This window comes from Pseudomonas sp. (assembly GCF_035497915.1).
Lineage (GTDB): Bacteria > Pseudomonadota > Gammaproteobacteria > Pseudomonadales > Pseudomonadaceae > Serpens.
In genome coordinates this window covers 22,866-48,376 of record NZ_DATJCS010000009.1, presented here as the reverse complement: position 1 = coordinate 48,376, position 25,511 = coordinate 22,866, and the positions used below count along the sequence as shown (strand labels likewise).

General features: G+C 64.0%; 25 protein-coding genes. 4 read left to right on the top strand and 21 right to left on the bottom strand.

Annotated elements, in window-relative coordinates; translation table 11 throughout:
- Positions 1–108 precede the first annotated feature (108 nt).
- The 19 genes from glmU to rpmH all read right to left on the bottom strand — a co-directional run bounded on the left by glmU (position 109) and on the right by rpmH (position 17,281).
- Complete coding sequence (gene glmU, locus VL129_RS02805; RefSeq protein WP_325409841.1) at positions 109–1,479, bottom strand: bifunctional UDP-N-acetylglucosamine diphosphorylase/glucosamine-1-phosphate N-acetyltransferase GlmU; 1,371 nt, start codon at positions 1,477–1,479, stop codon at positions 109–111.
- A gap of 136 nt (positions 1,480–1,615) precedes the next feature.
- On the bottom strand, positions 1,616–2,044 hold the full coding sequence (locus VL129_RS02800) for a F0F1 ATP synthase subunit epsilon (RefSeq protein WP_325409839.1): 429 nt from the start codon (positions 2,042–2,044) through the stop codon (positions 1,616–1,618).
- A 74-nt stretch (positions 2,045–2,118) separates the two neighbouring features.
- Positions 2,119–3,495, bottom strand: a complete 1,377-nt coding sequence (gene atpD, locus VL129_RS02795; RefSeq protein ID WP_325409837.1) for a F0F1 ATP synthase subunit beta — start codon at positions 3,493–3,495, stop codon at positions 2,119–2,121.
- Positions 3,496–3,525: 30 nt separating this feature from the next.
- Positions 3,526–4,392: a F0F1 ATP synthase subunit gamma gene (atpG, locus tag VL129_RS02790; RefSeq protein ID WP_325409835.1), complete on the bottom strand. Its 867-nt coding sequence runs from the start codon at positions 4,390–4,392 to the stop codon at positions 3,526–3,528.
- A 50-nt stretch (positions 4,393–4,442) separates the two neighbouring features.
- Positions 4,443–5,987 carry a F0F1 ATP synthase subunit alpha gene (gene atpA / locus VL129_RS02785; RefSeq protein ID WP_325409833.1) on the bottom strand — a complete coding sequence of 515 codons (1,545 nt, stop codon included), beginning with the start codon at positions 5,985–5,987 and terminating at the stop codon, positions 4,443–4,445.
- Positions 5,988–6,002: 15 nt separating this feature from the next.
- Positions 6,003–6,539 carry a F0F1 ATP synthase subunit delta gene (locus VL129_RS02780; protein WP_325409830.1) on the bottom strand — a complete coding sequence of 179 codons (537 nt, stop codon included), beginning with the start codon at positions 6,537–6,539 and terminating at the stop codon, positions 6,003–6,005.
- Positions 6,540–6,551: 12 nt separating this feature from the next.
- Complete coding sequence (locus tag VL129_RS02775) at positions 6,552–7,022, bottom strand: F0F1 ATP synthase subunit B (protein WP_325409828.1); 471 nt, start codon at positions 7,020–7,022, stop codon at positions 6,552–6,554.
- An 87-nt stretch (positions 7,023–7,109) separates the two neighbouring features.
- Positions 7,110–7,349 carry a F0F1 ATP synthase subunit C gene (gene atpE, locus VL129_RS02770; protein ID WP_027588919.1) on the bottom strand — a complete coding sequence of 80 codons (240 nt, stop codon included), beginning with the start codon at positions 7,347–7,349 and terminating at the stop codon, positions 7,110–7,112.
- A gap of 51 nt (positions 7,350–7,400) precedes the next feature.
- Entirely contained in the window at positions 7,401–8,255 is an 855-nt protein-coding gene (atpB, locus tag VL129_RS02765) for a F0F1 ATP synthase subunit A (RefSeq protein WP_325409825.1), read from the bottom strand.
- 16 nt (positions 8,256–8,271) lie between these two features.
- Positions 8,272–8,670 (bottom strand): F0F1 ATP synthase subunit I, encoded by a 399-nt coding sequence (locus VL129_RS02760; RefSeq protein ID WP_414705118.1) that lies wholly within the window; start codon positions 8,668–8,670, stop codon positions 8,272–8,274.
- A 121-nt stretch (positions 8,671–8,791) separates the two neighbouring features.
- A complete protein-coding gene (locus tag VL129_RS02755; protein ID WP_325409821.1) occupies positions 8,792–9,664 on the bottom strand; it encodes a ParB/RepB/Spo0J family partition protein in 873 nt (290 codons plus the stop codon).
- A gap of 14 nt (positions 9,665–9,678) precedes the next feature.
- Positions 9,679–10,455 carry a ParA family protein gene (locus tag VL129_RS02750; RefSeq protein WP_325409819.1) on the bottom strand — a complete coding sequence of 259 codons (777 nt, stop codon included), beginning with the start codon at positions 10,453–10,455 and terminating at the stop codon, positions 9,679–9,681.
- A gap of 19 nt (positions 10,456–10,474) precedes the next feature.
- Positions 10,475–11,122 carry a 16S rRNA (guanine(527)-N(7))-methyltransferase RsmG gene (gene rsmG / locus VL129_RS02745; RefSeq protein ID WP_325409817.1) on the bottom strand — a complete coding sequence of 216 codons (648 nt, stop codon included), beginning with the start codon at positions 11,120–11,122 and terminating at the stop codon, positions 10,475–10,477.
- On the bottom strand, positions 11,122–13,014 hold the full coding sequence (gene mnmG / locus VL129_RS02740) for a tRNA uridine-5-carboxymethylaminomethyl(34) synthesis enzyme MnmG (protein WP_325409815.1): 1,893 nt from the start codon (positions 13,012–13,014) through the stop codon (positions 11,122–11,124). Before mnmG ends, rsmG begins: the two co-directional genes overlap by 1 nt.
- A gap of 385 nt (positions 13,015–13,399) precedes the next feature.
- Positions 13,400–14,764: a tRNA uridine-5-carboxymethylaminomethyl(34) synthesis GTPase MnmE gene (mnmE, locus tag VL129_RS02735; RefSeq protein ID WP_325409813.1), complete on the bottom strand. Its 1,365-nt coding sequence runs from the start codon at positions 14,762–14,764 to the stop codon at positions 13,400–13,402.
- 70 nt (positions 14,765–14,834) lie between these two features.
- On the bottom strand, positions 14,835–16,496 hold the full coding sequence (gene yidC, locus VL129_RS02730) for a membrane protein insertase YidC (protein WP_325409811.1): 1,662 nt from the start codon (positions 16,494–16,496) through the stop codon (positions 14,835–14,837).
- A 2-nt stretch (positions 16,497–16,498) separates the two neighbouring features.
- Positions 16,499–16,744 carry a membrane protein insertion efficiency factor YidD gene (yidD, locus tag VL129_RS02725; protein ID WP_325409809.1) on the bottom strand — a complete coding sequence of 82 codons (246 nt, stop codon included), beginning with the start codon at positions 16,742–16,744 and terminating at the stop codon, positions 16,499–16,501.
- Positions 16,737–17,129 (bottom strand): ribonuclease P protein component, encoded by a 393-nt coding sequence (rnpA, locus tag VL129_RS02720; protein ID WP_325409807.1) that lies wholly within the window; start codon positions 17,127–17,129, stop codon positions 16,737–16,739. The genes yidD and rnpA overlap by 8 nt, the downstream gene beginning before the upstream one ends.
- Positions 17,130–17,146: 17 nt before the next feature.
- A complete protein-coding gene (rpmH, locus tag VL129_RS02715) occupies positions 17,147–17,281 on the bottom strand; it encodes a 50S ribosomal protein L34 (protein ID WP_021702523.1) in 135 nt (44 codons plus the stop codon).
- A gap of 517 nt (positions 17,282–17,798) precedes the next feature.
- Between rpmH and dnaA the strand changes: the two genes are divergently transcribed.
- The 4 genes from dnaA to gyrB are packed head-to-tail and all read left to right on the top strand — an operon-like array spanning position 17,799 to position 23,913.
- Positions 17,799–19,238, top strand: coding sequence for a chromosomal replication initiator protein DnaA (dnaA, locus tag VL129_RS02710; protein WP_325409804.1), 1,440 nt, complete (start codon positions 17,799–17,801; stop codon positions 19,236–19,238).
- Between the two features lie 26 nt (positions 19,239–19,264).
- Positions 19,265–20,368: a DNA polymerase III subunit beta gene (gene dnaN / locus VL129_RS02705; protein WP_325409802.1), complete on the top strand. Its 1,104-nt coding sequence runs from the start codon at positions 19,265–19,267 to the stop codon at positions 20,366–20,368.
- Between the two features lie 21 nt (positions 20,369–20,389).
- Entirely contained in the window at positions 20,390–21,493 is a 1,104-nt protein-coding gene (gene recF / locus VL129_RS02700; RefSeq protein WP_325409800.1) for a DNA replication/repair protein RecF, read from the top strand.
- Positions 21,490–23,913: a DNA topoisomerase (ATP-hydrolyzing) subunit B gene (gene gyrB / locus VL129_RS02695; protein WP_325409798.1), complete on the top strand. Its 2,424-nt coding sequence runs from the start codon at positions 21,490–21,492 to the stop codon at positions 23,911–23,913. Before recF ends, gyrB begins: the two co-directional genes overlap by 4 nt.
- 45 nt (positions 23,914–23,958) lie before the next feature.
- Here gyrB and VL129_RS02690 read toward each other — a convergent pair whose 3' ends face one another.
- Together VL129_RS02690 and gstA are read right to left on the bottom strand one after the other, a co-directional pair.
- On the bottom strand, positions 23,959–24,417 hold the full coding sequence (locus VL129_RS02690; protein ID WP_325409796.1) for a YqaA family protein: 459 nt from the start codon (positions 24,415–24,417) through the stop codon (positions 23,959–23,961).
- A 442-nt stretch (positions 24,418–24,859) separates the two neighbouring features.
- Positions 24,860–25,474, bottom strand: coding sequence for a glutathione transferase GstA (gstA, locus tag VL129_RS02685; protein ID WP_325409794.1), 615 nt, complete (start codon positions 25,472–25,474; stop codon positions 24,860–24,862).
- Positions 25,475–25,511 lie beyond the last annotated feature (37 nt).

Sequence of the window (25,511 nt, the reverse complement as noted above, 5' to 3'; positions counted from 1 at the left end):
GCAGGAGCGGCTTCGCCCGCGAGCTTTTGAGCGTGAACATACCCAAAAGCCGAACAGCATCGCGGCTGAAGCCGCTCCTACAAAAGCCCATTAAAGGCCGGCGTTCCGTCAGGCCTGCGGCTTGTTCTTAACCGGACGCTTCCATCCCTCGATGTTGCGCTGCTTGCCGCGCCCGACCGCCAGGCTGTCGGCCGGCACGTCCTGGGTGATGGTCGAGCCGGCGCCGGTGGTCGAGCCGGCGCCCAGGTTGAGCGGCGCCACCAGCGAGCTGTTCGAACCGATGAACACGTCCTCGCCCATCACCGTGCGGTGCTTGTTGGCGCCGTCGTAGTTGCAGGTGATGGTGCCGGCGCCGATGTTGGTACGCGCGCCGATCTCGGCGTCGCCCAGGTAGCTGAGGTGACCGGCCTTGGCGCCTTCGCCGAGCACCGCGTTCTTCAGCTCGACGAAGTTGCCGACGTGGGCCTTCTTGCCCAGCACCGCGCCGGGACGCAGGCGGGCGAACGGGCCGCAATCGGCGCCCTCGCCCAGCTCCGCGCCTTCCAGGTGCGAGTTGGCCTTGACGATGGCGCCGGCGCGCAGCACGGAATCCCTGATCACGCAGTTCGGACCGATCTGCACGTTGTCCTCGATCACCACCTGGCCTTCGAGAATCACGTTGACGTCGATCAGCACGTCGCGGCCCACGGTGGCCTCGCCGCGCAGGTCGAAACGCGCCGGATCGATCAGCGTCACGCCCTGGGCCATCAGGCGGCGCGCGGCGCGGCTCTGGTAATGGCGTTCCAGCTGGGCGAGCTGGATGCGGTCGTTGGCGCCCAGCACTTCCATCTCGTCGGCGGCCTGCACGGTGGCGATGCGCAGGCCGTCGGCCACCGCCATGGCGATCACGTCGGTCAGGTAGTACTCGCCCTGCGCGTTGCTGTTGGACAGCCGGCCCAGCCAATCGCCCAGGCAGCGGCCGGGTACGGCGAGGATGCCGGTGTTGCCTTCACGAATGGCGCGCTGCGCCTCGCTGGCGTCCTTGTGCTCGACGATCGCCTGCACCTCGCCGGCGGCATCGCGCAGGATGCGCCCGTAGCCGGTGGGGTCGGCCAGCTGCACGGTGAGCAGCCCCAACTGGCGGGGGGTCACCTGCTCCAGCAGACGCTGCAGGGTCGCCGGCTCGATCAGCGGCACATCGCCGTAGAGGATCAGCACGCGCTCGGCGCTCAGGTGCGGCTGTGCCTGGGCCACGGCATGGCCGGTGCCCAGCTGCTGCTCCTGCACCACGAAGGCGAGATCATCGGCCGCCAGGCGCTCGCGCACCTTTTCCGCGCCATGGCCGATCACCACCTGGATGCTTTGCGGCGAGAGCTGGCGGGCGGTGTCGATGACATGGCCGAGCATGGGCTTGCCGGCCACCGGGTGAAGAACCTTGGCCAGGGCCGAGCGCATGCGGGTGCCCTGGCCGGCGGCGAGAATGACGATATCGAGAGACATGGATGCATCCTGAACGAGGCGCCGGCGCTCGGCCGCGCGCGATGGGCTTCATGCGGGGCCGGGCGGCCCTGCCAAAAATGAAAAAAGGGTAGCCGAAGCTACCCTTTTTCGTCTTGCGGAAATGCGGTGCGCCGAATCAGCCGCGACCGTACTTCTTGCGCAGTGCCTCGATGGTCCGCAGCTGCGCAGCAGCTTCGGCCAGACGGGCGGCTGCCGAGCCGTAATCGAACTCGGCACCCTGCTCGTTGAGGGCCTTCTCGGCGGCCTTGACGGCCTCCTGGGCGGCGGCCTCGTCGAGGTCCTTGGCGCGGGTAGCCGTGTCGGCGAGAACCTTCACCATGTTCGGCTGCACTTCGATGAAGCCGCCGGAGATGTAGAAGATTTCTTCCTCGCCGCCCTGCTTGATCACGCGCACCGGGCCCGGCTTGAGGTCGCTGAGCAGGGGCGCGTGGTTGGGCAGGATCCCCAGGTCACCGAGGTGACCATGGGCGATGACCATTTCCACCAACCCGGAGAACAGCTGCTCTTCCGCACTGACGATGTCGCAATGGACTGTCATAGCCATACAAATGCCTCAGTAGTCAGGTCAGGCGGGGTCGCCCCCGCCCTGGTACAGCGCCCGTCGCCGGGCGCGACCCATTACAGTTTCTTGGCTTTCTCGATGGCTTCGTCGATGGTGCCAACCATGTAGAACGCCTGCTCCGGCAGGTGATCGTAGTCACCGTTCAGGATGCCGGCGAAACCACGGATGGTTTCCTTCAGCGACACGTACTTGCCCGGGGCACCGGTGAACACTTCGGCCACGTGGAACGGCTGGGACAGGAAGCGCTGGATCTTACGCGCGCGGGCCACCAGCTGCTTGTCCTGTTCGGACAGTTCGTCCATACCCAGGATGGCGATGATGTCCTTCAGTTCCTTGTAGCGCTGCAGCACGTACTGCACACCGCGGGCGGTGTCGTAGTGCTCCTGGCCAACGACCAGCGGATCCAGCGAACGGCTGGTGGAGTCCAGCGGGTCCACGGCCGGGTAGATACCCAGGGAGGCGATGTCACGGGACAGTACGACGGTGGCGTCGAGGTGGGCGAAGGTGGTCGCCGGGCTCGGGTCGGTCAGGTCGTCCGCGGGAACGTAAACGGCCTGCACGGAGGTGATCGAGCCTACCTTGGTGGAGGTGATGCGCTCTTGCAGAACGCCCATTTCCTCGGCCAGGGTCGGCTGGTAACCCACTGCGGACGGCATACGACCCAGCAGCGCGGACACTTCGGTACCGGCCAGGGTGTAACGGTAGATGTTGTCGACGAACAGCAGAACGTCACGGCCTTCGTCACGGAACTTCTCGGCCATGGTCAGACCGGTCAGGGCGACGCGCAGACGGTTGCCCGGCGGCTCGTTCATCTGGCCGTACACCATCGCCACCTTGTCGAGGACGTTGGAGTCCTTCATTTCGTGGTAGAAGTCGTTCCCTTCACGGGTACGCTCGCCCACGCCGGCGAACACGGACAGACCGCTGTGCGCCTTGGCGATGTTGTTGATCAGTTCCATCATGTTCACGGTCTTGCCGACACCGGCGCCACCGAACAGACCGACCTTGCCGCCCTTGGCAAACGGGCAAACCAGGTCGATAACCTTGATGCCGGTTTCCAGCAGGTCGTTGCCGCCCGCCTGATCGGCGTAGCTCGGCGCGGCGCGGTGGATGCCCCACAGCTCGTCGCTGGCGATCGGACCGGCTTCGTCGATGGGCTCGCCCAGGACGTTCATGATGCGACCCAGGGTACCCGCGCCCACCGGAACGGCGATGGCGGCGCCGGTGTTGTTCACATCCAGGCCACGCTTGAGGCCTTCGGTGGAACCCATGGCGATGGTACGGACGATGCCGTCGCCCAGCTGCTGCTGGACTTCCAGGGTGGTTTGCGCGCCAACGACCTTCAGCGCGTCATAGACGTTCGGCACCTGATCGCGCGGAAATTCCACGTCGATGACGGCGCCGATGATTTGAACGATACGTCCACTACTCATGTTTGGTTCCTCTGAATATTTGAACCGTTCTTAAACCGCGGCAGCGCCGCCGACGATTTCCGAAATCTCTTGAGTGATCGCAGCCTGACGGGCCTTGTTGTAGACCAGTTGCAGATCGCTGATGAGCTCACCGGCGTTGTCGGTGGCGCTCTTCATGGCGATCATCCGGGCAGCCTGTTCGGCGGCACCGTTCTCGACCACACCCTGATAGACCTGGGACTCGATGAAACGAACCAGCAGGGCATCCAGCAGCTGCTGGGCATCCGGTTCGTAGAGGTAGTCCCACAGACCCTTGCGCGGGGTCTCGCCGGCGTCCAGCGATGCCAGGGGCAGCAGCTGGTCGATGTTCGGCTTCTGGGTCATGGTGTTGATGAACTTGTTCGACACCAGGTAGAGGCGATCGATGCGACCGGCGTGGAAGGCATCCAGCATGACCTTGACGTTGCCGATCAGGTCATTGATCGACGGGGCTTCGCCCAGGTTGCCGATTGCCGCGACCACGTTGCCACCGAAGCTGCGGAAGAAGCTCGCGCCCTTGTTGCCGATCACGCACAGGTCGGCCTCGACCTTCTGGTCGTGCCATTCCTTCATGTGCTTGATCAGGGCCTTGAACAGGTTGATGTTCAGGCCGCCGCACAGACCACGGTCGGTGGAGACGACGATGTAGCCGACTCGCTTGACCGGGCGCTCCACCATGAACGGGTGACGGTATTCCGGGTTGGCGTCGGCCAGGTGGCCGATCACTTCGCGGATCCGCTCAGCATAGGGGCGGCTGGCAGCCATGCGCTGTTGTGCCTTGCGCATCTTGCTGACCGCCACCTTTTCCATGGCGCTGGTGATCTTCTGCGTGCTTTTGATGCTCGCAATCTTGCTGCGAATCTCTTTTGCGCCTGCCATTTCACACCTTTCGGGTTAGCAGGCGGGAGCCTTGCGGCTCCCGCTGCGGCTTACCAGGACTGGGTGGCTTTGAACGCTTCGATACCAGACTTGATGCCGGCGTCGATGTCGTCGTTAAAGTCGCCCTTCTCGTTGATCTTCGCCAGCAGGTCGGCCTTCTCGCGCTGGAAGTACGCGATCAGGGCCTGCTCGAAGGCGCCCACTTTGGACACTTCAACGTCGACCAGGAAGCCACGCTCGGCGGCATACAGCGAAACGGCCATCTCGGCGATGGACATCGGCGCGTACTGCTTCTGCTTCATCAGCTCGGTAACGCGCTGACCATGCTCCAGCTGCTTGCGGGTCGCTTCGTCCAGGTCGGAAGCGAACTGCGCGAACGCAGCCAGTTCACGGTACTGGGCCAGCGCGGTACGGATACCACCGGACAGCTTCTTGATGATCTTGGTCTGAGCGGCGCCACCCACGCGGGATACCGAGATACCGGCGTTGACGGCCGGACGGATGCCTGCGTTGAACATGGACGATTCCAGGAAGATCTGACCGTCGGTGATGGAAATCACGTTGGTCGGAACGAACGCGGAAACGTCACCGGCCTGGGTTTCGATGATCGGCAGCGCGGTCAGCGAACCGGTCTTGCCCTTCACTTCGCCCTTGGTGAACTGTTCCACGTATTCCTCGGAAACGCGGGAAGCGCGCTCCAGCAGACGGCTGTGGAGATAGAACACGTCGCCCGGGTAGGCTTCACGGCCCGGCGGACGGCGCAGCAGCAGGGAGATCTGGCGGTAGGCCACGGCCTGCTTGGACAGGTCGTCATACACGATCAGGGCGTCTTCGCCGCGGTCGCGGAAGTACTCGCCCATGGTGCAGCCGGAGTACGGAGCCAGGTACTGCAGGGCAGCGGACTCGGACGCCGAAGCGGCAACGATGATGGTGTTGGCCAGGGCGCCGTGCTCTTCCAGCTTGCGAACCACGTTGGCAATGGTCGACTGCTTCTGGCCGATGGCCACGTAGACGCACTTGATGCCGCTGTTGCGCTGGTTGATGATCGCGTCGATCGCCATGGCGGTCTTACCGATCTGACGGTCACCGATGATCAGCTCGCGCTGGCCACGGCCGACCGGGATCATGGCGTCGACGGACTTGTAACCGGTCTGCACCGGCTGGTCCACGGACTTACGCCAGATCACGCCCGGAGCAACCTTCTCGACGGCGTCGGTCAGTTTGGCGTTGATCGGGCCCTTGCCATCGATCGGGTTGCCCAGGGCATCGACCACGCGACCCAGCAGTTCCGGACCCACCGGGACTTCCAGGATGCGGCCGGTGCACTTGGCGCTCATGCCTTCTTTCAGGCTCAGGTAGCTGCCCAGCACCACGGCGCCCACGGAGTCCTGCTCCAGGTTCAGCGCCATGCCGAAGACACCACCGGGGAATTCGATCATTTCGCCGTACATGACGTCGGCGAGACCGAAGATGCGCACGATACCGTCGGAAACGCTGACGACGGTGCCCTCGTTGCGGGCTTGAGCGGCGACATCGGATTTCTCGATGCGCTGCTTGATGATTTCACTAATCTCGGAAGGATTCAGTTGCTGCATGCCATGACCCTCAAATCAGGATTTCAACGATTCGGCCAACTGGCTCAGTTTGCCGCGGACCGAACCGTCGACAACCACGTCGCCGGCGCGAATCACGACGCCGCCGATCAGCGCAGGATTCACCGCCTGCTGGAGGTTGACGGTGCGATCTAGTCGCTTGGACAGGGCGGCAGCCAAGGATTGGAGTTGCTCGTTGCTGAGCTCGTACGCGGTTTCCACCTGCGCATCGAGCGTTTTTTCGGCCTCGGCCTTGAGCTCCTCGAAGAGCTCGCGCACAGTCGGCAGCACCGCGAGGCGATCGTTCTCGCCCAGGGTCAGCACGAAATTGCGGAACGCTTCGTCGATATCGCTACCGAACAGACGAACCAGAGCCTCGACCTTGCTTTCGCGGGTCAGGCGCGGGTCGTTCAGCAACGCGGCGACTTCGGGAACTTCGACGGCGACGGCTGCCAGGTTCAGCATGGCCGACCAGGCTTCCGCACGACCGGCCGCGCTGGCGACCTCGAAAGCGGCTTTGGCGTAAGGCCGAGCAAGCGTCTGGGTATTGATCATCGCTCGCCTCGCTTAGAGTTGGGAGGCCAGTTTTTCGACCAGATCGTTGTGTACCTTGGCGTCCACCTGGGACTCCAGAATCTTCTCCGCACCAGCCACGGCCAGAGCCGCTACCTGGTTGCGCAGTTGATCCTTGGCGCGGTTCACTTCCTGTTCGATTTCGGCGCGGGCACCGGCGATCAGGCGTTCGCCTTCGGCGCGAGCCTGTTCTTTGGCTTGCTCGATGATCGAGTTGGCGTGCTTGTTCGCCTGCTCGAGGATCTGGGCAGCCTGTTCCTTGGTCTCGCGGAGGGTGTTGGACACCTTCTCCTGAGCCAGTTTCAGGTCTTGCTGCGCACGGCCGGCGGCATCGAGACCTTCGGCGATTTTCTTCTGGCGGGCACTCATGGCGGCCGTTACCGGCGGCCAGACGAACTTCATGCAGAACCAGACGAAAATAGCGAAGGCGAGCGTTTGACCGAGCAGCGTCAGATTGATGTTCACTGGTCTACCTCATGCTATTTCGTTGTTTCACAGTGATTGCAGCCAGGCGGCGGGCGATGCGCTCCGCCACCCGGAGGAAATCATTGATTAGCCAGCGACGCTGGGGGCAACAACGAAGATGAGGTACATGGCGATACCAACACCGATCATCGGAACGGCGTCGAGCAGACCGGCCATCAGGAAGGTCTTGGTTTGCAGCTGGGGAGCCAGCTCGGGTTGACGAGCGGTGGATTCCAGCAGCTTGCCACCCAGGATGGAGAAGCCGATGCCGGTGCCCAGAGCACCCAGACCGATCATGATAGAGGCGGCGATGATGACGAGTTCCATGTAAAGCTCCTGAAGCTAAGGGGTTAGGGATTGCAAAGGATCGAGCGTTGCTCAGTGGTGTTCTTCATGGGCAGCACTGAGGTACACCACGGTCAGCACCATGAAGATGAACGCTTGCAGCGGGATCACCAGGATATGGAAGATCGCCCACGGCACGTTCAGGGTCCACTGCACGTAGAACGGCAGCAGTGCGATGAGGATGAAGACCACCTCACCCGCATACATGTTGCCGAACAAACGCAGAGCCAGACTCAGCGGCTTGGTCAGCAGACCGAGGATTTCGAGGAACAGGTTGAAGGGGATCAGCGACCAGTGCTTGAACGGGGTGAAGCCCAGTTCCTTGGCGAAGCCACCGACGCCCTTGACCTTGACGCTGTAGAACAGGATCAGGATGAACACGCCCAGGGACAGGCCGAAGGTGCCGTTCGGGTCGGCGGTCGGCACGATCTTGAAGGCCGGCAGGCCCAGCAGGGTGGCGATGCCCGGGATGTAGTCGACCGGGATCCACTTCAGGCTGTTCATCAGCAGCACCCAGACGAAAATGGTCAGGGCCAGCGGCGCGATGAGGGGATTGCGACCGTGGAAGGTGTCCTTGACGATGCCTTCGATGAATTCGACGCTGAGTTCCACCAGGTTCTGCAGCTTGCCCGGCACACCCTCGGTGGCGTTCTTGGCAACCATGCGGAACAGGAAGATGAAGATGAAGCCCATCAGCAGCGACCAGCCCAGGGTATCCAGGTGGACAGCCATGAAGCCCATGGCCTTGGCTTCCGCCCCGGTCTGGGCGATGGTCCAGGTGGCCTGATCGAGGACGCTGCCATCGGCGCGAACGTAGCCTTCCGGCAACTTACCCAAGGTCAGGTTCTGCAGGTGGTGCTGGATATACTCAGCCGGGGTACTTGCCATAGTCGCCTCAAATTGCTCAATGCTTCGGATTGTTTTTCAGCAGCAGCAATGCGCTTGCCCCCGTGCCCAGCACCAGCAGGTAGCCGGTGAACAGAGCGAGCGGCTGCAATGGCTTTACCGCCACGAACACCAGCGCGAACAGCGCCGCTGTCAGAATCAGCTTGCCCATTTCTCCCGCCCAGAACGACTGGACGATGGCTCGGGCCGATCGCGCGCCAAAATAACGAAAGGCCTTGAACGCGAAATACACATTGGCCAACAGGGCGATCAGCCCCCCCAGCAGCACGGAGTACCCGGTGAGCCAGTCGAACAGGACCGTGCCGCACAGGGCCGCAACCAGCATCACCAAGGTCTGCGCCCGCAACACCCGGAAAACCGGCAGGCGATACAGCGGAGTCTTGTTGCGGTAGTTCACCGGTCGTCCCATTGGCTCGGCGGACCCGCCGCCGAAAAATGCGGGGCGAGTATAGGGTGGTCCCCTCCGGCACTCAACCGCCTTATGGTGGATTTCCGACTATCGCCGAATGTGAAGTGTTTCAGCGGATATGCGCCAGGACGCCCTGCAACTCGTCCAGCGAACTGTAGCGGATGATCAGCTGGCCCTTGCCTTTCTCACCATGGCGGATCTGCACCGGCGAGCCCAGGCGCTCGGCCAGGCGCTGCTCCAGGCGCTCGATGTCCGGATCGGTGCGCTCCTCGCGGGCCGGCCGTTCCTTTTCGCTCAGCCACTGGCGCACCAGGGCCTCGGTCTGGCGCACGGTCAGGCCGCGTGCGACAACGTGCCGCGCGCCTTCCACCTGACGTTCCGCCGGCAGACCCAACAGCGCGCGGGCGTGGCCCATTTCCAGATCGCCGTGGGCGAGCAGGGTCTTGATCTCTTCCGGCAGGGCGATCAGGCGCAACAGGTTGCTGATGGTCACCCGCGACTTGCCGACCGCGTCGGCGACCTGCTGCTGGGTGAGCTGGAATTCCTGCTGCAGACGTTGCAGCGCCACGGCTTCCTCGATGGGGTTGAGGTCCTCGCGCTGGATGTTCTCGATCAGCGCCATGGCGATGGCCGCCTCGTCCGGCACCTCGCGCACCATGGCCGGAATCTTCTCCAGGCCGGCCTGCTGGCTGGCCCGCCAGCGGCGTTCGCCGGCGATGATCTCGTAGCGGTTGTCGCCGATCGGGCGCACCACGATCGGCTGCATGACTCCCTGGGCCTGGATCGACTGGGCCAGCTCCTCCAGGGCTTCGGGATCCATGTCGCGACGCGGCTGGTACTTGCCGCGCTGGATCAGATCCAGCGGCAGGTACTGCAGCTCGCGCTGTTCAGCCTGGGCGGCCTCTTCCTGCATGGCGGTCACGCTGGCTCCGCCGAGCAGGGCATCGAGTCCACGTCCGAGACCTTTTTTCTTGATCGCCATGCGGGTTCCTTGAGTCAGGCGGGGATGGCGGCCTGGCGGCGCGCCAGTTCGCCGGCCAGCGCCAGATAGGCCAGCGCCCCGCGGGATTGCTTGTCGTAGGCCAGCGCCGGCATGCCGTAGCTGGGTGCCTCGGCCAGCCGCACGTTGCGTGGAATGATGGTGTCGTAGAGGCGCTCGCCGAAGTGCGCCTTGAGCTGCTCGGAGACCTCGTTGGCCAGGCCGATGCGCGGGTCGTACATGGTGCGCAGCAGCCCCTCGATCTTCAGCCCGGGATTGAGTGCCTGGGCGATGCGCTGGATGGAGTTGACCAGGTCGGTCAGGCCTTCCAGGGCGTAGTACTCGCACTGCATGGGAATGATCACCCCGTCGGCGGCGGCCAGGGCGTTGATGGTCAGCATGGACAGCGTCGGCGGGCAGTCGATCAGGATGTAATCGTAGCGCTCGCGCACCGGAGCCAGCGCGTTGCGCAGACGCAGCTCCTTGGTCGGCACCTTGAGCAGCTCCACCTCGGCGGCGGTGAGGTCGCGGTTGGCCGGCAGCAGTGGATAGCCGCCATGTTCGCTGTGCTGCAGCGCCTCCTCGACGCCGCAATGGCCCAGCAGCACATCGTAGACGGACAGCTCGACGGCGGACTTGTCCACACCGCTGCCGCTGGTGGCGTTGCCCTGTGGATCCAGGTCAATCAGCAGCACCTTGCGCTTGGTGGCCACCAGCGAGGCGGCAAGGTTGATGCAGGTGGTGGTCTTGGCGACCCCGCCCTTCTGGTTGGCGATGGCAAATACCTTGCCCATGGCTGTCACATTCCCCTGTTTAGACCGTGCGGCGCAGTATCAGCAGATGCCGCTGGCCTTGGCAACCAGGGACTTTCAGCACCTGGCAACTTTCCAGGTGGAAGTCTTCCGGCAGGGCCTGCAGCTCGTCATCCGGCTGCACGCCCTTCATGGCCAGCCAGCGAGTTTCAGCATCGCCCAGGTGGCGGGTCCAGTCGGCGAAATCCTGCAGCGAGCTGAAAGCCCGCGAACAGATGCCCTGGAACGGCTGTTCCGGGGTGAAGGCCTCGACGCGACTGTGGACAACATCCAGGTTCGACAGTTGCAGCTCCAGCTTCACCTGGGTGAGGAAACGGGTCTTCTTGCCGTTGGAATCCAGCAGGGTGAAACGGCGCTCCGGAAACAGGATGGCCAGCGGCACGCCGGGCATGCCGCCGCCGGAGCCGACGTCCAGCCAGCGCTCGCCCAGCGGCGCGACGCTGGGCACGATGCTCAGGCTGTCGAGCAGATGACGCGAGACCATCTCGTCGGGGTTGCGCACGGCCGTGAGGTTGTACGCCTTGTTCCACTTGATCAGCAGCGCCAGGTAGGCCAGCAGCTGTTCGTGCTGGCGGGCATCCAGCGCCACGCCCAGTTCGGCTGCCCCCGCGCGCAGTTCCTCGGCATGGCGTTCGGTCACGAGGCTCATCAGGCGCTTTGCTCCAGGCCGCGGGCGGCGCCGCGCTTCTTCAGGTGAATGAGCAGCAGGGAAATCGCCGCCGGGGTGACACCGGGAATCCGCCCGGCCTGGCCGAGGGTTTCCGGACGGGACTGGGTCAGTTTCTGCTGAATTTCCCGGGACAGCCCGGAAATCGCCGTGTAGTCGATATCCGCCGGCAGGCGGACGTCTTCGCTGGCGCGCAGCCGGGTGATCTCCTCCTGCTGCCGTTCGATATAGCCGGCGTACTTGGTGCGGATTTCCACCTGTTCGGCGACCTGCGGGTCCACCGGGGTGGCGCCGCTGACCGCCAGCAGGCCGGCGTAGTCCACTTCCGGGCGGGCCAGCAGGTTGAGCAGGTTGTACTCGTGGGTCAACGGGGTGCCGAAACGCTGCACGATGGCCTCGCCCTCGGGCGTGCCGGGGCGCACCCAGGTGCTCTTCAGACGCTGTTCTTCGCGGGCGATGCCTTCGCGCTTGGCTTCGAAGGCCGCCCAGCGCGTGTCGTCGACCAGACCCAGCGCACGACCCTGCTCGGTCAGGCGCAGGTCGGCGTTGTCCTCGCGCAGGATCAGCCGGTATTCGGCGCGCGAGGTGAACATGCGGTACGGCTCCTGGGTGCCCAGGGTGATCAGGTCGTCGACCAGTACGCCCAGGTAGGCCTCGTCGCGGCGCGGGCTCCAGGCCTCACGGCCCTGGGCGCGCAGCGCGGCGTTGGCGCCGGCCAGCAGGCCCTGGGCGCCGGCCTCCTCGTAGCCGGTGGTGCCATTGATCTGCCCGGCGAAGAACAGCCCGCCGATCACCTTGGTTTCCAGCGAGGACTTCAGGTCGCGCGGATCCAGGTAGTCGTACTCGATGGCATAACCGGGGCGCACGATGTGGGTGTTTTCCAGGCCACGGATGGAGCGCACGATCTCCAGCTGCACGTCGAAGGGCAGCGAGGTGGAGATCCCGTTCGGGTAGTACTCGTTTGTGGATAACCCTTCGGGCTCGAGGAAGACCTGGTGGCTGTCCTTGTCGGCGAAGCGGTGGATCTTGTCCTCGATGGACGGGCAGTAGCGCGGGCCGATGCCTTCGATGATCCCGGAGTACATCGGCGAGCGATCCAGGTTGCCGGCGATGATCTGGTGGGTGCGCGCGTTGGTGTGGGTGATCCAGCAGCTGACCTGACGCGGATGCTGCTCGACCCTGCCCAGGTAGGACATCACCGGCGTGGGCGTGTCACCCGCCTGCTCGGTCATCACCGAGAAGTCGATGCTGCGGCCATCCAGACGCGGCGGCGTGCCGGTCTTCAGGCGACCGATGCGCAGCGGCAGCTCGCGCAGGCGACGCGCCAGGGCGATCGACGGCGGGTCACCGGCACGGCCGCCGGAATAGTTCTGCAGACCGATGTGGATAAGTCCGCCGAGGAAGGTGCCGGTGGTCAGCACCACGTTTTCCGCCAGGAAACGCAGGCCCATCTGGGTGACGACGCCCTTGACCTGGTCCTGCTCGACGATCAGGTCGTCGGCGGACTGCTGGAATATCCACAGGTTGGGCTGGTTTTCCAGAATGCTGCGGATCGCCGCCTTGTACAGGGCACGGTCAGCCTGGGCGCGGGTGGCGCGCACCGCCGGACCCTTGCGGGCATTCAGCACACGGAACTGGATGCCGGCGACATCGGTGGCCTGGGCCATGACACCACCCAGGGCGTCGATTTCCTTGACCAGATGGCTCTTACCGATACCGCCAATCGCCGGGTTGCAGCTCATGTGGCCGAGGGTTTCCACGTTGTGGCTGAGCAGCAGGGTCTTCACGCCCATGCGCGCGGCGGCCAGGGCGGCCTCGGTACCGGCATGGCCACCGCCGATCACGATGACGTCGAAACGGGAAGGGAAGTCCACCACGCACCTCGCGGTTATGAGCTGGGAATTCAGGGAAGCCGGCAAGTATAGGCGCTGGACGAGCCTGAAAGAAGTCTGGCCGTCGCCTGGCCCGGCCACCTGGCTTATAGATAAGAGAGAAATGAATGTATTGAAGAGCTTTCTCTTAAAGCTATGTTTAGAAGCGGGCTTTTCTGTGGATAACCGACTCCGCGCCGTCTGCACAAGGGCCTGGGGGAAATGACAACCCTGTGGCGAAGCCGGGTGCAAGCTCGGCATAAGCGGTCGGCAAGCTGGGGAGAACTGGGCCAGCTATCCACAGGGGGCGTTATGCGCGACAAATCCCCAGGCTTATCGACCGGGTTCAGGGGCACTTGTGCACAGGGTTTGCCGCCCGCCTTGTTCCTCACTTACCGATGCAGAAGCTGGAGAAGATCCGTCCGAGCAGATCGTCGGAACTGAACGCCCCGGTGATCTCGCCAAGCGCCTGCTGGGCCTGGCGCAGGTCCTCGGCGAGCAGCTCGCCGGCGCCGGCCAGGGTCAGTTGCGCATGGCCGTGATCCAGGTGGGCGGCGGCCTGGTGCAAGGCCTCCAGGTGCCGGCGGCGCGCGCTGAAGCCGCTCTCGGCGGTCTGCTGATAGCCCATGCAGGTCTTCAGGTGTTCGCGCAGCAGCTCCAGGCCGGCGCCATTGCGCGCCGACAGGCTCAGGGTGACGTGGCCATCGGCCCCCTGCTGGATGCCGGCCGGTTCGCCACTCAGGTCGATCTTGTTGCGAATCAGCGTGACCCGCTCGGGTGCCGGGCGCTTGTCCAGGAACTCCGGCCACAGGGCGAAGGGATCGTCGGCCTCTGAGGCGCTGGAGTCCACCAGCAGCAGGATGCGATCGGCGCCCTCGATGGCCTGCAGCGCGCGTTCCACGCCAATGCGCTCGACCTGGTCGTCGGTGTCGCGCAGCCCGGCGGTATCCACCACGTGCAGCGGCATGCCGTCGATGTGGATATGTTCGCGCAGCAGGTCGCGGGTGGTGCCGGCGATGTCGGTGACGATCGCCGCCTCGCGGCCGGCCAGCGCGTTGAGCAGGCTGGACTTGCCGGCGTTCGGGCGCCCGGCGATCACCACCGTCATACCGTCGCGCAGCAGTGCGCCCTGCCCGGCCGTGCGCTGCACCTCGGCCAGGTACGCGCGGATCGCTTCCAGCTGGCGCAGCACGTGGCCATCGGCGAGGAAATCGATCTCCTCCTCGGGAAAGTCGATGGCGGCCTCCACATAGATGCGCAGCTGGATCAGCTGCTCGCTCAGCTCGTGCACGCGCCGCGAGAATTCACCTTGCAGCGAGCGCAGGGCATTGCGCGCCGCCTGGGCGGAGCTGGCCTCGATCAGGTCGGCGATGGCTTCGGCCTGCGCCAGGTCCAGTTTGTCGTTGAGGAAGGCGCGCTCGCTGAACTCGCCCGGTCGCGCCTGCCGCGCGCCCAGGGACAGGCAGCGGTCCAGCAGCAAATCGAGCACCACCGGCCCGCCATGCCCCTGCAGTTCCAGCACATCCTCGCCGGTGAACGAATGCGGGCCGGGGAAGAACAGCAGGATGCCCTCGTCCAGCACCTGGCCCTCGGCGTCGCGCCAGGGACCGTAATGGGCGTGGCGCGGGCGCGGCGCGCGGCCGCTCAGCGCCTCGGCGATCGGCAGGGCCAGCGGCCCGGAAACCCGCACGATGCCGACGCCCCCACGACCCTGGGCGGTGGCGACGGCGGCGATGGTGTCACGGCTGTGCATGGAACGTTTCTCCACAAAGCAAAACGCCCCGAGAACGGGGCGTTTGCAGGGTTTGGCGGATGGCGCCGGCTTACTTGGCCGCAGCCTCGATCTGCCGGGTAATGTACCACTGCTGGGCGATGGACAGGACGTTGTTGACCACCCAGTACAGCACCAGACCGGCGGGGAACCACAGGAAGAAGAAGGTGAAGATGATCGGCAGCAGCTTCATCACGCGCGCCTGCATGGGATCCGGCGGCGTCGGGTTGAGCTGCTGCTGGATGAACATGGTCACACCCATGATGATCGGCAGGATGAAGTACGGATCGGTGATCGACAGGTCGGTGATCCACAGCATCCACGGCGCCTGGCGCATCTCCACGCTTTCCAGCAGCACCCAGTACAGGGCCAGGAATACCGGCATCTGTACCAGGATCGGCAGGCAGCCGCCCAGCGGGTTGATCTTTTCCTTCTTGTACAGCTCCATCATCGCCTGGGACATCTTCTGGCGATCCTCACCGTGCTGCTCCTTGAGGGCCTGCAGCTTGGGCGACACGGCGCGCATGCGGGCCATGGACTTGTAGCTGGCGGCAGAGAGCGGGAAGAAGATCAGCTTGATGATCAGGGTCAGCACCACGATCGACCAGCCCCAATTGCCGAGCACGTCGTGGATCAGTTCCAGCAGCCAGAAGATCGGCTGGGCCAGGAACCACAGGATGCCGTAGTCGACGGTCAGGTCCAGGTCGGGCGCCAGCGCCTTGAGGTCTTCCTGGATCTTCGGACCGGCGTAGAGGGTCATCGCGGTGGCGCCCTGGCCGCCGGCCGGCACGCTCAGTGTGTCGCTGGTGAAGCCGATGATGTAGTTGCCCTGGCTGTCCTTGCGGCCTTCCACGTTGTTGGTGCTGTTGGCGGCGGGAATCCAGGCGGTGACGAAGTAGTGCTGCAGCCAGGCGACCCAGCCGCCCGGTACGGTTTGCTTCAGGCGCTTGTCGTCCAGATCGCCCATGGAAACTTTCTTGTAGTTCTCCTCGGGGGTCCAGATCGCCGCACCCAGGTAGGTGGCCGAGGTGGCGGTGGTCGACGACGGATCGGCGCTGCCATCACGCTTGAGCTGCGCGTAGGGGGTGCCGTGCCAGGTCTGGTCGCTCTGGTTGTCGATCAGGTACTCGACCTTGAGGTCGTAGGCGCCGCGCTTGAGGGTGAAGCGCTTGATGTAGCTGATGCCCTGATCGGCGTAGCGCAGATCGACGACCAGTTGCTCCTGACCGTCGGCCAGCTGGTACTGGCGCGCTTCGCTGCTCCAGCGGGCACGACCGGCGCTGCTGTCCGGCGCGATGTTGCCGACCAGGCCGCTCTGTGCCACGTAGGTGCTGCCGCTGCGGTTGTCGAACAGCTGGAACGGCACCTCGGGATTCTTCTGATGGCGCGGGTATTTCGGCAGGCTCAACTGCACGATATCGCCGCCGACCGGGTTGATGGCCAGCTCCAGCACGTCGGTGCTGACGCGGATCAGCTGATCGCTGCTGGCGGCATCGGCCACCTGGCTGGCTTGCGGCTGGGCCTGCTCGGCCACGGGCACGTCGTCGTGGAGCGCGCTGGCTTGCGTATCCGGCAGATCGCTGACGGTGTTGCTGGCAACGTTATTCTGTGCCGGCGGCAGGGCCGCCTGGCCGTAGTCCTCATTCCACTGCAGAACCAGCAGATAGGAGACGACTGCCAGGGCGACGAGCAATATCGAACGTTTGATATCCATGGTTACTCGGCCATCGAAGGGGGTCGGGGAGTTGAAGCGGGTGGAACCGGATCGTAACCGCCCGGGTTCCAGGGGTGGCAGCGGGAAAGTCGGCGCAGGCTCAGCCAGCCGCCGCGCAGAACGCCATGCTGTTCGATGGCTTCCAGCGCGTAGCAGGAACAGGTCGGATAGAAACGACAGTGACTGGCCATCATGGGACTGATGGCATAGCGGTAGAACTTGATCGGCGCGACGGCCAGTTTACGCATCCGCGAGCTGTGGGGCATGGGAATCGTCCTGGGGGCGTGGCAGCCGGGCAAGACGCTTCCAGAGCTTGATGAACTGGCCGGCAAGCTCCGGGTTGTCCAGGTCGCCGAGACCCTTGCGGGCCACGACCACGACATCCCAACCAGCCAGATCGTCTTGCGACTGGCGGAATGTTTCGCGGATCTGGCGCTTCAGACGGTTACGCTCGACCGAGAGCCTGACGCTCTTCTTGCCGATCACCAGCCCGAGGCGGGGGTGATCCAGACCGTTTGCGCGGGCGAGGAGCAGCACGTTCCTGCCCGCGACCTTGCCGCTGGGTGAGTCGAAGACCGCTTTGAACTGTCGGGGTTTGAGCAGGCGCTTTTCCCGACCGAAACTTCGGCTCACCACGAGTGCCGCAGTGGTCAGACGGTCAGACGCTTGCGGCCCTTGGCGCGACGACGCGACAGGACGGCACGGCCGTTCTTGGTGGCCATGCGGGCGCGGAAACCGTGGACGCGAGCGCGCTTCAGGGTGCTGGGTTGGAAAGTGCGTTTCATGATGAATTACCTGGTGGTCACTACGGGCCGGGAGTGGCCCCCGTTTAAAGAGACCGGCAATTCTAGAGAAAGCGCGGGGTCAGGTCAATTTCCAGCCAGCCTCGGCTCGACGAAAGAATAGAGAAGATCATTTTTTGAAAAGAGATGATTCTTGTGATTATGCATTGGCCTCGCGTCTTTCTGTGGATAAGACCACGTACTCCAGGCAGTGCAAGGGGTCGCAGGCGGTACAAGTCGGCGGAAAACACGTGCCTTTGCGGTGTGCGAGCTGGGAGCAAGCGGTGGATGGAACGCCGTTTTACCCACACGCCGGTTTTCCAGGGGCTTGTTCCCTGCCTTTCCCACAGACTTCTGCCTGGTCTTATCAACAAGTTCACCCACACGCCGCGCGGACAGGCGCAGACACCGCGCTGTTCGGCGGTTCTGCCGCTTTGTTGTGGATAACGCCCCCCCTGCTCGCTACAATGCCGGCTTGTTTGGCGACCATGTTTTACGCCTTCGAGGCTTGGGGGTATCCGTGTCTGTGGAACTTTGGCAGCAGTGTGTCGAGCTGCTTCGCGATGAGCTGCCTGCCCAGCAATTCAACACCTGGATTCGCCCGCTGCAGGTCGAAGGTGACCCGGAGGAGCTGCGGGTCTACGCCCCCAACCGCTTCGTTCTCGACTGGGTCAACGAAAAGTACCTGGGCCGGCTAATCGAGCTGCTTGGCGAGCGTGGCAATGGCCTGGCGCCGGCCGTTTCGCTGCTGATCGGTGCCCGGCGTACGGCGCGCCCGGTGAATGCCGCGCCGCGTCCGGCAGTCGCTGCTCCCGCTCCTGCGCCCACTAGGGTCGATGCAGGTCCAGCGGCACCCGTCGCCGAGCCCGCAGTAGTCGCTGCGCCGACTCCCAGCCGCCCGGTAGAGCGCAACGTCCAGGTCGAGGGGGCGCTCAAGCACACCAGTTACCTGAACCGCACCTTCACCTTCGAGAATTTCGTCGAGGGCAAGTCCAACCAGCTCGCCCGTGCCGCTGCCTGGCAGGTGGCCGACAATCCCAAGCATGGTTACAACCCGCTGTTCCTGTATGGCGGCGTCGGTCTGGGCAAGACCCACCTGATGCACGCGGTGGGCAATCACCTGCTGAAGAAGAACCCCAACGCCAAGGTGGTGTACCTGCACTCCGAGCGCTTCGTGGCCGACATGGTCAAGGCGCTGCAGCTCAACGCCATCAACGAGTTCAAGCGTTTCTACCGCTCGGTGGATGCGCTGCTGATCGACGATATCCAGTTCTTCGCCAAGAAGGAGCGCTCCCAGGAGGAGTTCTTCCACACCTTCAACGCGCTGCTGGAAGGCGGGCAGCAGGTCATCCTCACCAGCGACCGTTATCCCAAGGAGATCGAGGGTCTCGAGGAGCGCCTGAAGTCGCGTTTCGGCTGGGGCCTGACGGTGGCGGTCGAGCCGCCGGAGCTGGAGACCCGCGTGGCGATCCTGATGAAGAAGGCCGAGCAGACACGTATCGAGCTGCCGCATGACGCGGCGTTCTTCATCGCCCAGCGCATCCGCTCCAACGTGCGCGAGCTGGAAGGCGCGCTCAAGCGCGTGATCGCCCATTCGCACTTCACCAACAGCCCGATCAGCATCGAGCTGATTCGCGAATCGCTGAAGGATCTGCTCGCCCTGCAGGACAAGCTGGTGAGCATCGACAACATCCAGCGCATCGTCGCCGAGTACTACAAGATCAAGCTCACCGAGCTGCTGTCCAAGCGCCGCTCGCGCTCCATCGCCCGCCCGCGCCAGGTGGCCATGGCGCTGTCCAAGGAATTGACCAACCACAGCCTGCCGGAGATTGGCAACGCGTTCGGTGGCCGGGACCACACCACAGTGCTGCATGCCTGCCGTAAAATTGCCGAACTCAAGGAGTCCGACGCGGATATCCGCGAGGACTACAAGAACCTGCTGCGCACGCTGACCACCTGATACCACCTGTTCGCAAGGAACCCACCATGCATTTCACCATTCAACGCGAAGCCCTGTTGAAACCCCTGCAGCTGGTGGCCGGCGTCGTTGAACGCCGTCAGACGCTGCCCGTGCTGTCCAACGTCCTGCTGGTGGTCGAGGGTCAGCAGCTGTCGCTCAGCGGTACCGATCTGGAGGTCGAGCTGGTCGGCCGTGTCAGCCTGGAGGAGCCTGCCGAGTCGGGTGAAATCACCGTGCCGGCGCGCAAGCTGATGGACATCTGCAAGAGCCTGTCCAGCGATGCGTTGATCGACGTGCGCGTCGATGACCAGAAGCTGCTCATCAAGTCTGGGCGCAGCCGCTTCACCCTCTCCACCCTGCCCGCCAACGACTTCCCCAGTGTCGAGGAAGGCCCGGGCTCGCTCGGCTTCAGCGTCGCGCAGAGCAAGCTGCGCCGGTTGATCGAGCGGACCGGTTTCGCCATGGCCCAGCAGGATGTGCGCTACTACCTGAACGGCATGCTGCTGGAGGTCAATGCCGGCGTGCTGCGCGCCGTGGCCACCGACGGACATCGTCTGGCGATGTGCGCGCTCAGCGCGGACATCCCGCACGCCGATCGCCACCAGGTGATCGTGCCGCGCAAGGGCATCCTCGAGCTGGCACGTCTGCTCACCGAACAGGACGGCGAGGTGGCCGTCACCCTCGGCCAGCACCATATCCGCGCCACCACCGGGGAATTCACCTTCACCTCCAAGCTGGTCGACGGCAAATTCCCGGACTACGAGCGTGTGCTGCCTCGCGGCGGCGACAAGGTAGTGATCGGTGACCGCCAGCAGCTGCGCGAAGCCTTCAGCCGAACGGCGATCCTCTCCAACGAGAAATACCGGGGCATTCGCCTGCAGCTGGCGAGCGGCCTGCTCAAGCTTCAGGCCAACAACCCGGAGCAGGAAGAGGCCGAAGAGGAAGTGGCAGTGGACTACCAGGGTGCCGCGCTGGAGATCGGTTTCAACGTCAGCTACCTGCTCGATGTGCTCGGCGTGATGGGTGCCGAACAGGTGCGCCTGGTGCTGTCCGATGCCAATAGCAGCGCGCTGTTGCAGGAAGCCGACAACGACGACTCTTCCTACGTCGTCATGCCGATGCGCCTGTAACACGCGCCTCGCCTTTTCGAAGTGTCCCTGCTTCGTCTGACTGTCACCGGCGTGCGTAACCTGCAGCCGGTGACCCTGCAGCCCTCTCCCCGCATCAACCTCCTTCACGGTGCCAACGGCAGCGGCAAGACCAGCCTGCTGGAGGCCATTCATCTGCTGGGCATGGCCCGCTCGTTCCGCAGCCAGCGTCTGCAACCGGTGATCCAGGCCGAGGACAGCGGGCTGACCGTGTTCGGTGAAATCCAGCTGCCCGAAGGTGGTAGCAGCAGCCTCGGCATTGGCCGCGAGCGCAGCGGCGAGCTGCAGATCCGCATCGACGGACAGAACGCGCGCAGCGCCGCCCAGCTGGCCGAGGCGCTGCCGTTGCAGCTGATCAACCCGGACAGTTTTCGCTTACTCGAAGGCGCACCCAAGGTGCGTCGGCAGTTCCTCGACTGGGGAGTGTTCCACGTGGAACCCCGTTTTCTGAGCGCCTGGCAGCGCCTGCAAAAGGCGCTCAGGCAGCGGAATTCGTGGCTTCGACATGGTAGACTGGACGCCGTTGCGCAGGCTGCCTGGGACCGCGAGCTGTGCCTGGCCAGTCGGGAAATCGACAGCTATCGACGCGCCTATCTGCAGGCTCTCAAGCCGGTTTTTGAAGCCACGCTGGCCCAGTTACTGGAGCTGTCCGGATTGACGCTCAGCTATTACCGGGGCTGGGACAAGGACCGGGAGTTGGAAGAGGTGCTCGGCAGCAGCCTGCAGCGAGACATGTCGCTCGGCCATACCCAGGCGGGTCCACAGCGGGCTGATTTGCGCTTGCGCCTGGAGGGCCATAACGCGGCAGACATTTTGTCCCGCGGCCAGCAGAAACTGGTGGTGTGCGCGTTGCGCATCGCCCAGGGCCATCTGCTTAACCAGGCCAAGCAGGGGCGTTGCATCTACCTGGTGGACGACCTGCCCTCGGAGCTGGATGAACGTCACCGCAAGGCGCTGTGCCGGCTGCTGGAAGAACTGCAATGCCAGGTGTTCATTACCTGCGTCGAATCCCACGTATTGACGGATGGCTGGCGGAAGGAAACGCCAGTAGCCATGTTCCACGTGGAACATGGTCGAATCACCCAAGACCATCGGAGTGAAGCATGAGCGAACAAAACACCTACGATTCCTCCAGTATCAAGGTACTGAAGGGCCTGGATGCCGTGCGCAAACGCCCCGGTATGTACATCGGCGATACCGATGACGGTACCGGCCTGCACCACATGGTGTTCGAGGTGGTGGACAACTCCATCGACGAAGCGCTGGCCGGCCACTGCTCAGAAATCACCATCACCATTCACACCGATGAATCGATCACCGTCCGCGACAACGGCCGGGGCATTCCGGTGGACATCCACAAGGAAGAAGGCGTCTCCGCCGCCGAAGTCATCATGACCGTGCTACACGCCGGCGGTAAGTTCGATGACAACAGTTACAAGGTCTCCGGCGGCCTGCATGGCGTGGGCGTCTCGGTGGTCAACGCGCTCTCCGAGGAGCTGGTAATGACCATCCGCCGCGCTGGCAAGGTCTGGGAGCAGACCTACGTGCACGGCGTGCCGCAAGCGCCGCTGGCCCCGGTGGGCGAAACCGAGGGCACTGGCACGCAGATCCACTTCAAGCCGTCTGCGTTGACCTTCCGCAACATCCACTTCAGCTGGGACATCCTGGCCAAGCGCCTGCGCGAGCTGTCGTTCCTCAACTCCGGCGTCGGCATCGTGCTGCGCGATGAGCGCAGCGGCAAGGAGGAGCTGTTCAAGTACGAAGGCGGCCTGAGGGCGTTCGTCGAATACCTGAACACCAACAAGACCCCGGTCAACAGCGTGTTCCACTTCAATGTGCAGCGCGAAGAAGACGGCGTGGGTGTGGAAGTCGCCCTGCAGTGGAACGACGGCTTCAACGAAAACATCCTGTGCTTCACCAACAACATTCCGCAGCGCGATGGCGGCACCCACCTGGCGGGCTTCCGCTCGGCGCTGACCCGGAACCTGAACAACTACATCGAGGCCGAGGGTCTGGCCAAGAAATTCAAGATCTCCACCACTGGCGACGATGCCCGCGAAGGCCTGACCGCAATCATCTCGGTGAAGGTGCCGGATCCCAAGTTCAGTTCGCAGACCAAGGACAAGCTGGTGTCCTCGGAAGTGAAGACGGCGGTGGAGCAGGAAATGGGCAAGTTCTTCGCCGATTTCCTGCTGGAAAACCCCAACGACGCCAAGTCGGTGGTCGGCAAGATGCTCGACGCCGCGCGCGCCCGAGAAGCGGCGCGCAAGGCGCGGGAGATGACCCGGCGCAAGGGCGCCCTGGACATCGCCGGCCTGCCAGGAAAACTGGCCGACTGCCAGGAAAAGGACCCGGCGCTGTCCGAACTCTACCTGGTGGAGGGTGACTCCGCCGGCGGCTCCGCCAAGCAGGGCCGCAACCGCCGTACCCAGGCGATCCTGCCGCTCAAGGGCAAGATCCTCAACGTGGAAAAGGCGCGCTTCGACAAGATGCTCTCCTCCCAGGAGGTGGGCACGCTGATCACCGCGCTGGGCTGCGGTATCGGGCGCGACGAGTACAACATCGACAAGCTGCGCTACCACAACATCATCATCATGACCGACGCCGACGTCGACGGCGCCCACATCCGCACCCTGCTGCTGACCTTCTTCTTCCGTCAGTTGCCGGAGCTGATCGAACGCGGCTACGTGTATATCGCCCAGCCGCCGCTGTACAAGGTCAAGAAGGGCAAGCAGGAGCAGTACATCAAGGACGACGAGGCCATGGAGGAATACATGACCCAGACAGCCCTTGAAGAGGCCAGCCTGCACGTCAACGAGAACGCGCCGGGCATTTCCGGCCTGGCCCTCGAGGCGCTGGTCAACGATTACCGCGCCGTGATGAAGACCCTCAAGCGTCTGTCGCGCCTGTACCCGCAGGAGCTCACCGAGCATTTCATGTACCTGCCGGCCATCGGCCTGGAACAGTTCGCCAGCGAAAGCGCCATGCAGGGCTGGCTGGACGGCCTGCGCGAGCGTCTGAAGGCCGAGGAACGTTCCGGTCAGGCCACCTACCAGCTGCAACTGCGTGAGGACCGTGAGCGCGGTTTCTGGCTGCCGGAGATCGAGATCAAGTCCCACGGCCTCTCCCACTACATCACCTTCAACCGCGACTTCTTCGCCAGCAACGACTACAAGAGCGTCGTGGCGCTGGGCGAAAAGCTGGGCAACCTGCTCGAGGAAGGCGCTTATGTAAAGCGTGGCGAGCGGCGCAAGGCGGTCAGCACCTTCAAGGAAGGCATGGACTGGCTGATGGCGGAAACCAGCAAGCGCTACAGTGTGCAGCGCTACAAGGGCCTGGGCGAAATGAACCCGGATCAGTTGTGGGAAACCACCATGGACCCGACCGCCCGGCGCATGCTCAAGGTGACTATCGAGGACGCCATCGCCGCCGACCAGATCTTCAACACCCTGATGGGCGACGCCGTGGAGCCGCGCCGCGACTTCATCGAAGCCAACGCCCTGGCGGTGTCGAACCTGGACGTCTGACGCTCAGCCCGTTGAGAATAAAAAACCCGGCCTGCGCCGGGTTTTTTATGCGGCTGGAAAAACCTGGCCCGTCCAGCCCAGCGTCAGTCCGGTCAGCACCAGGTAGCGACCGGCCTTGGCCAGGGTGACCAATAGCAGGAAGCTCCACCAGGGCTCGCGCATCACCCCGGCGATCACCGTCAGCGGGTCACCGATGATCGGCACCCAGCTCAGCAACAGGCTCCAGCGGCCGAAGCGGTGGTAGCGCTCGCGCGCCTTTGCCAGCTGCTGCGGCGTGACCGGGAACCAGCGCCGGGCATGCCAGCGCTCAAGGTAGCGGCCCAGCAGGGCGTTCAGGCAGGAACCCAGCACGTTGCCGGCGGTGGCGACCAGCAGCAGGCCGGCGACGGGCTGCTGCTCGCTGAGCAGCAGCGCCACCAGCAGGGCTTCGGATTGCAGGGGCAGCAGGGTTGCCGCGCCGAAGGCGGCGAGGAACAGCCCTGCGTAGGCGCCGGTTTCTATCATGGAGTGAGTCTCGGTGTCGGCCGGTGAGCATACGTGAGCCACCCCGCGCCGTGCATTCCCCAGCCGCCCCTAGCAGTGGGAATCCACGGAAAATCATTGACTTAGGTCTTATTGCCGGCCGCCGTCCGGATGGGTCTAATGACCCCCACAACAACAATGACAAGCACCGCTCGATAACAACAACAGTCAACGCCTCTGACAGAACAACGACAAGACAGCAGGGATGTAGCAAACAGATTCTTTTGACGTGGCTGTCGCTGGCCGACATCCGCAGGTCAAAAAAATACGTTCGCTCTTGGCTCCGCATGGGGGCCGTCAGCAGCAACCGCCCATGGCCATAACAACAACAAGGTCGGGGCAGGCACCGAAAGACGCTAGAACCTTCAAGGGGAGCCCAGGCTCCCCTTTTTTCTGCGTTGCATAACCCTCTTGAGAGCTGCCTTTACTTGAGCAGGCCTTCGGCCTTCAGTGCGCCCTGCACTGCCGGGCGTTCGGCGATGCGCTGCTGGAACGCTTGCAGTACCGGATAGGGCGCCAGATCGATGGCCAGGTACTGACACCAGCCCAGCACCACGAACAGGTAGGCATCGGCCACGCCAAAGCGCTCGCCGACCAGGTATTCGCGATCCTGCAGGGCCTCGGCGGTGAAGCGCAGGCGCTGGGCAAGGGCCGCACGGGCGGCCTGCTTGACCTCGTCCGGGCCGTCGGGGCGGAACAGTGCGCCGAAGTTCTTGTGCAGTTCGGTGGCGATGTAGTTCAGCCACTCCTGGGCACGGGCGCGCGCCAGGCTGCCGGCCGGGGCCAGCAGGCCGGCTTCGGGTTTCTGGTCGGCCAGGTACTGCACGATGGCCGGGCCCTCGGTGAGCAGCTCGCCATCGGCGAGACGCAGGGCGGGCACGTAACCCTTGGCGCTGATCTGGCTGAAATCCTCGCCGGAGGCGGTACGGTGGGGCTGGGAACGCAGGTCGACGCGTTCCAGTTGATGGTCCAGACCCAGCTCGCGCAGAACGATGTGCGGCGACAGGGAGCAGGCGCCCGGAGCGTAGTAGAGCTTCATGACGGAATCCTATGCAGGTAAGAGACACAGCGCGCCG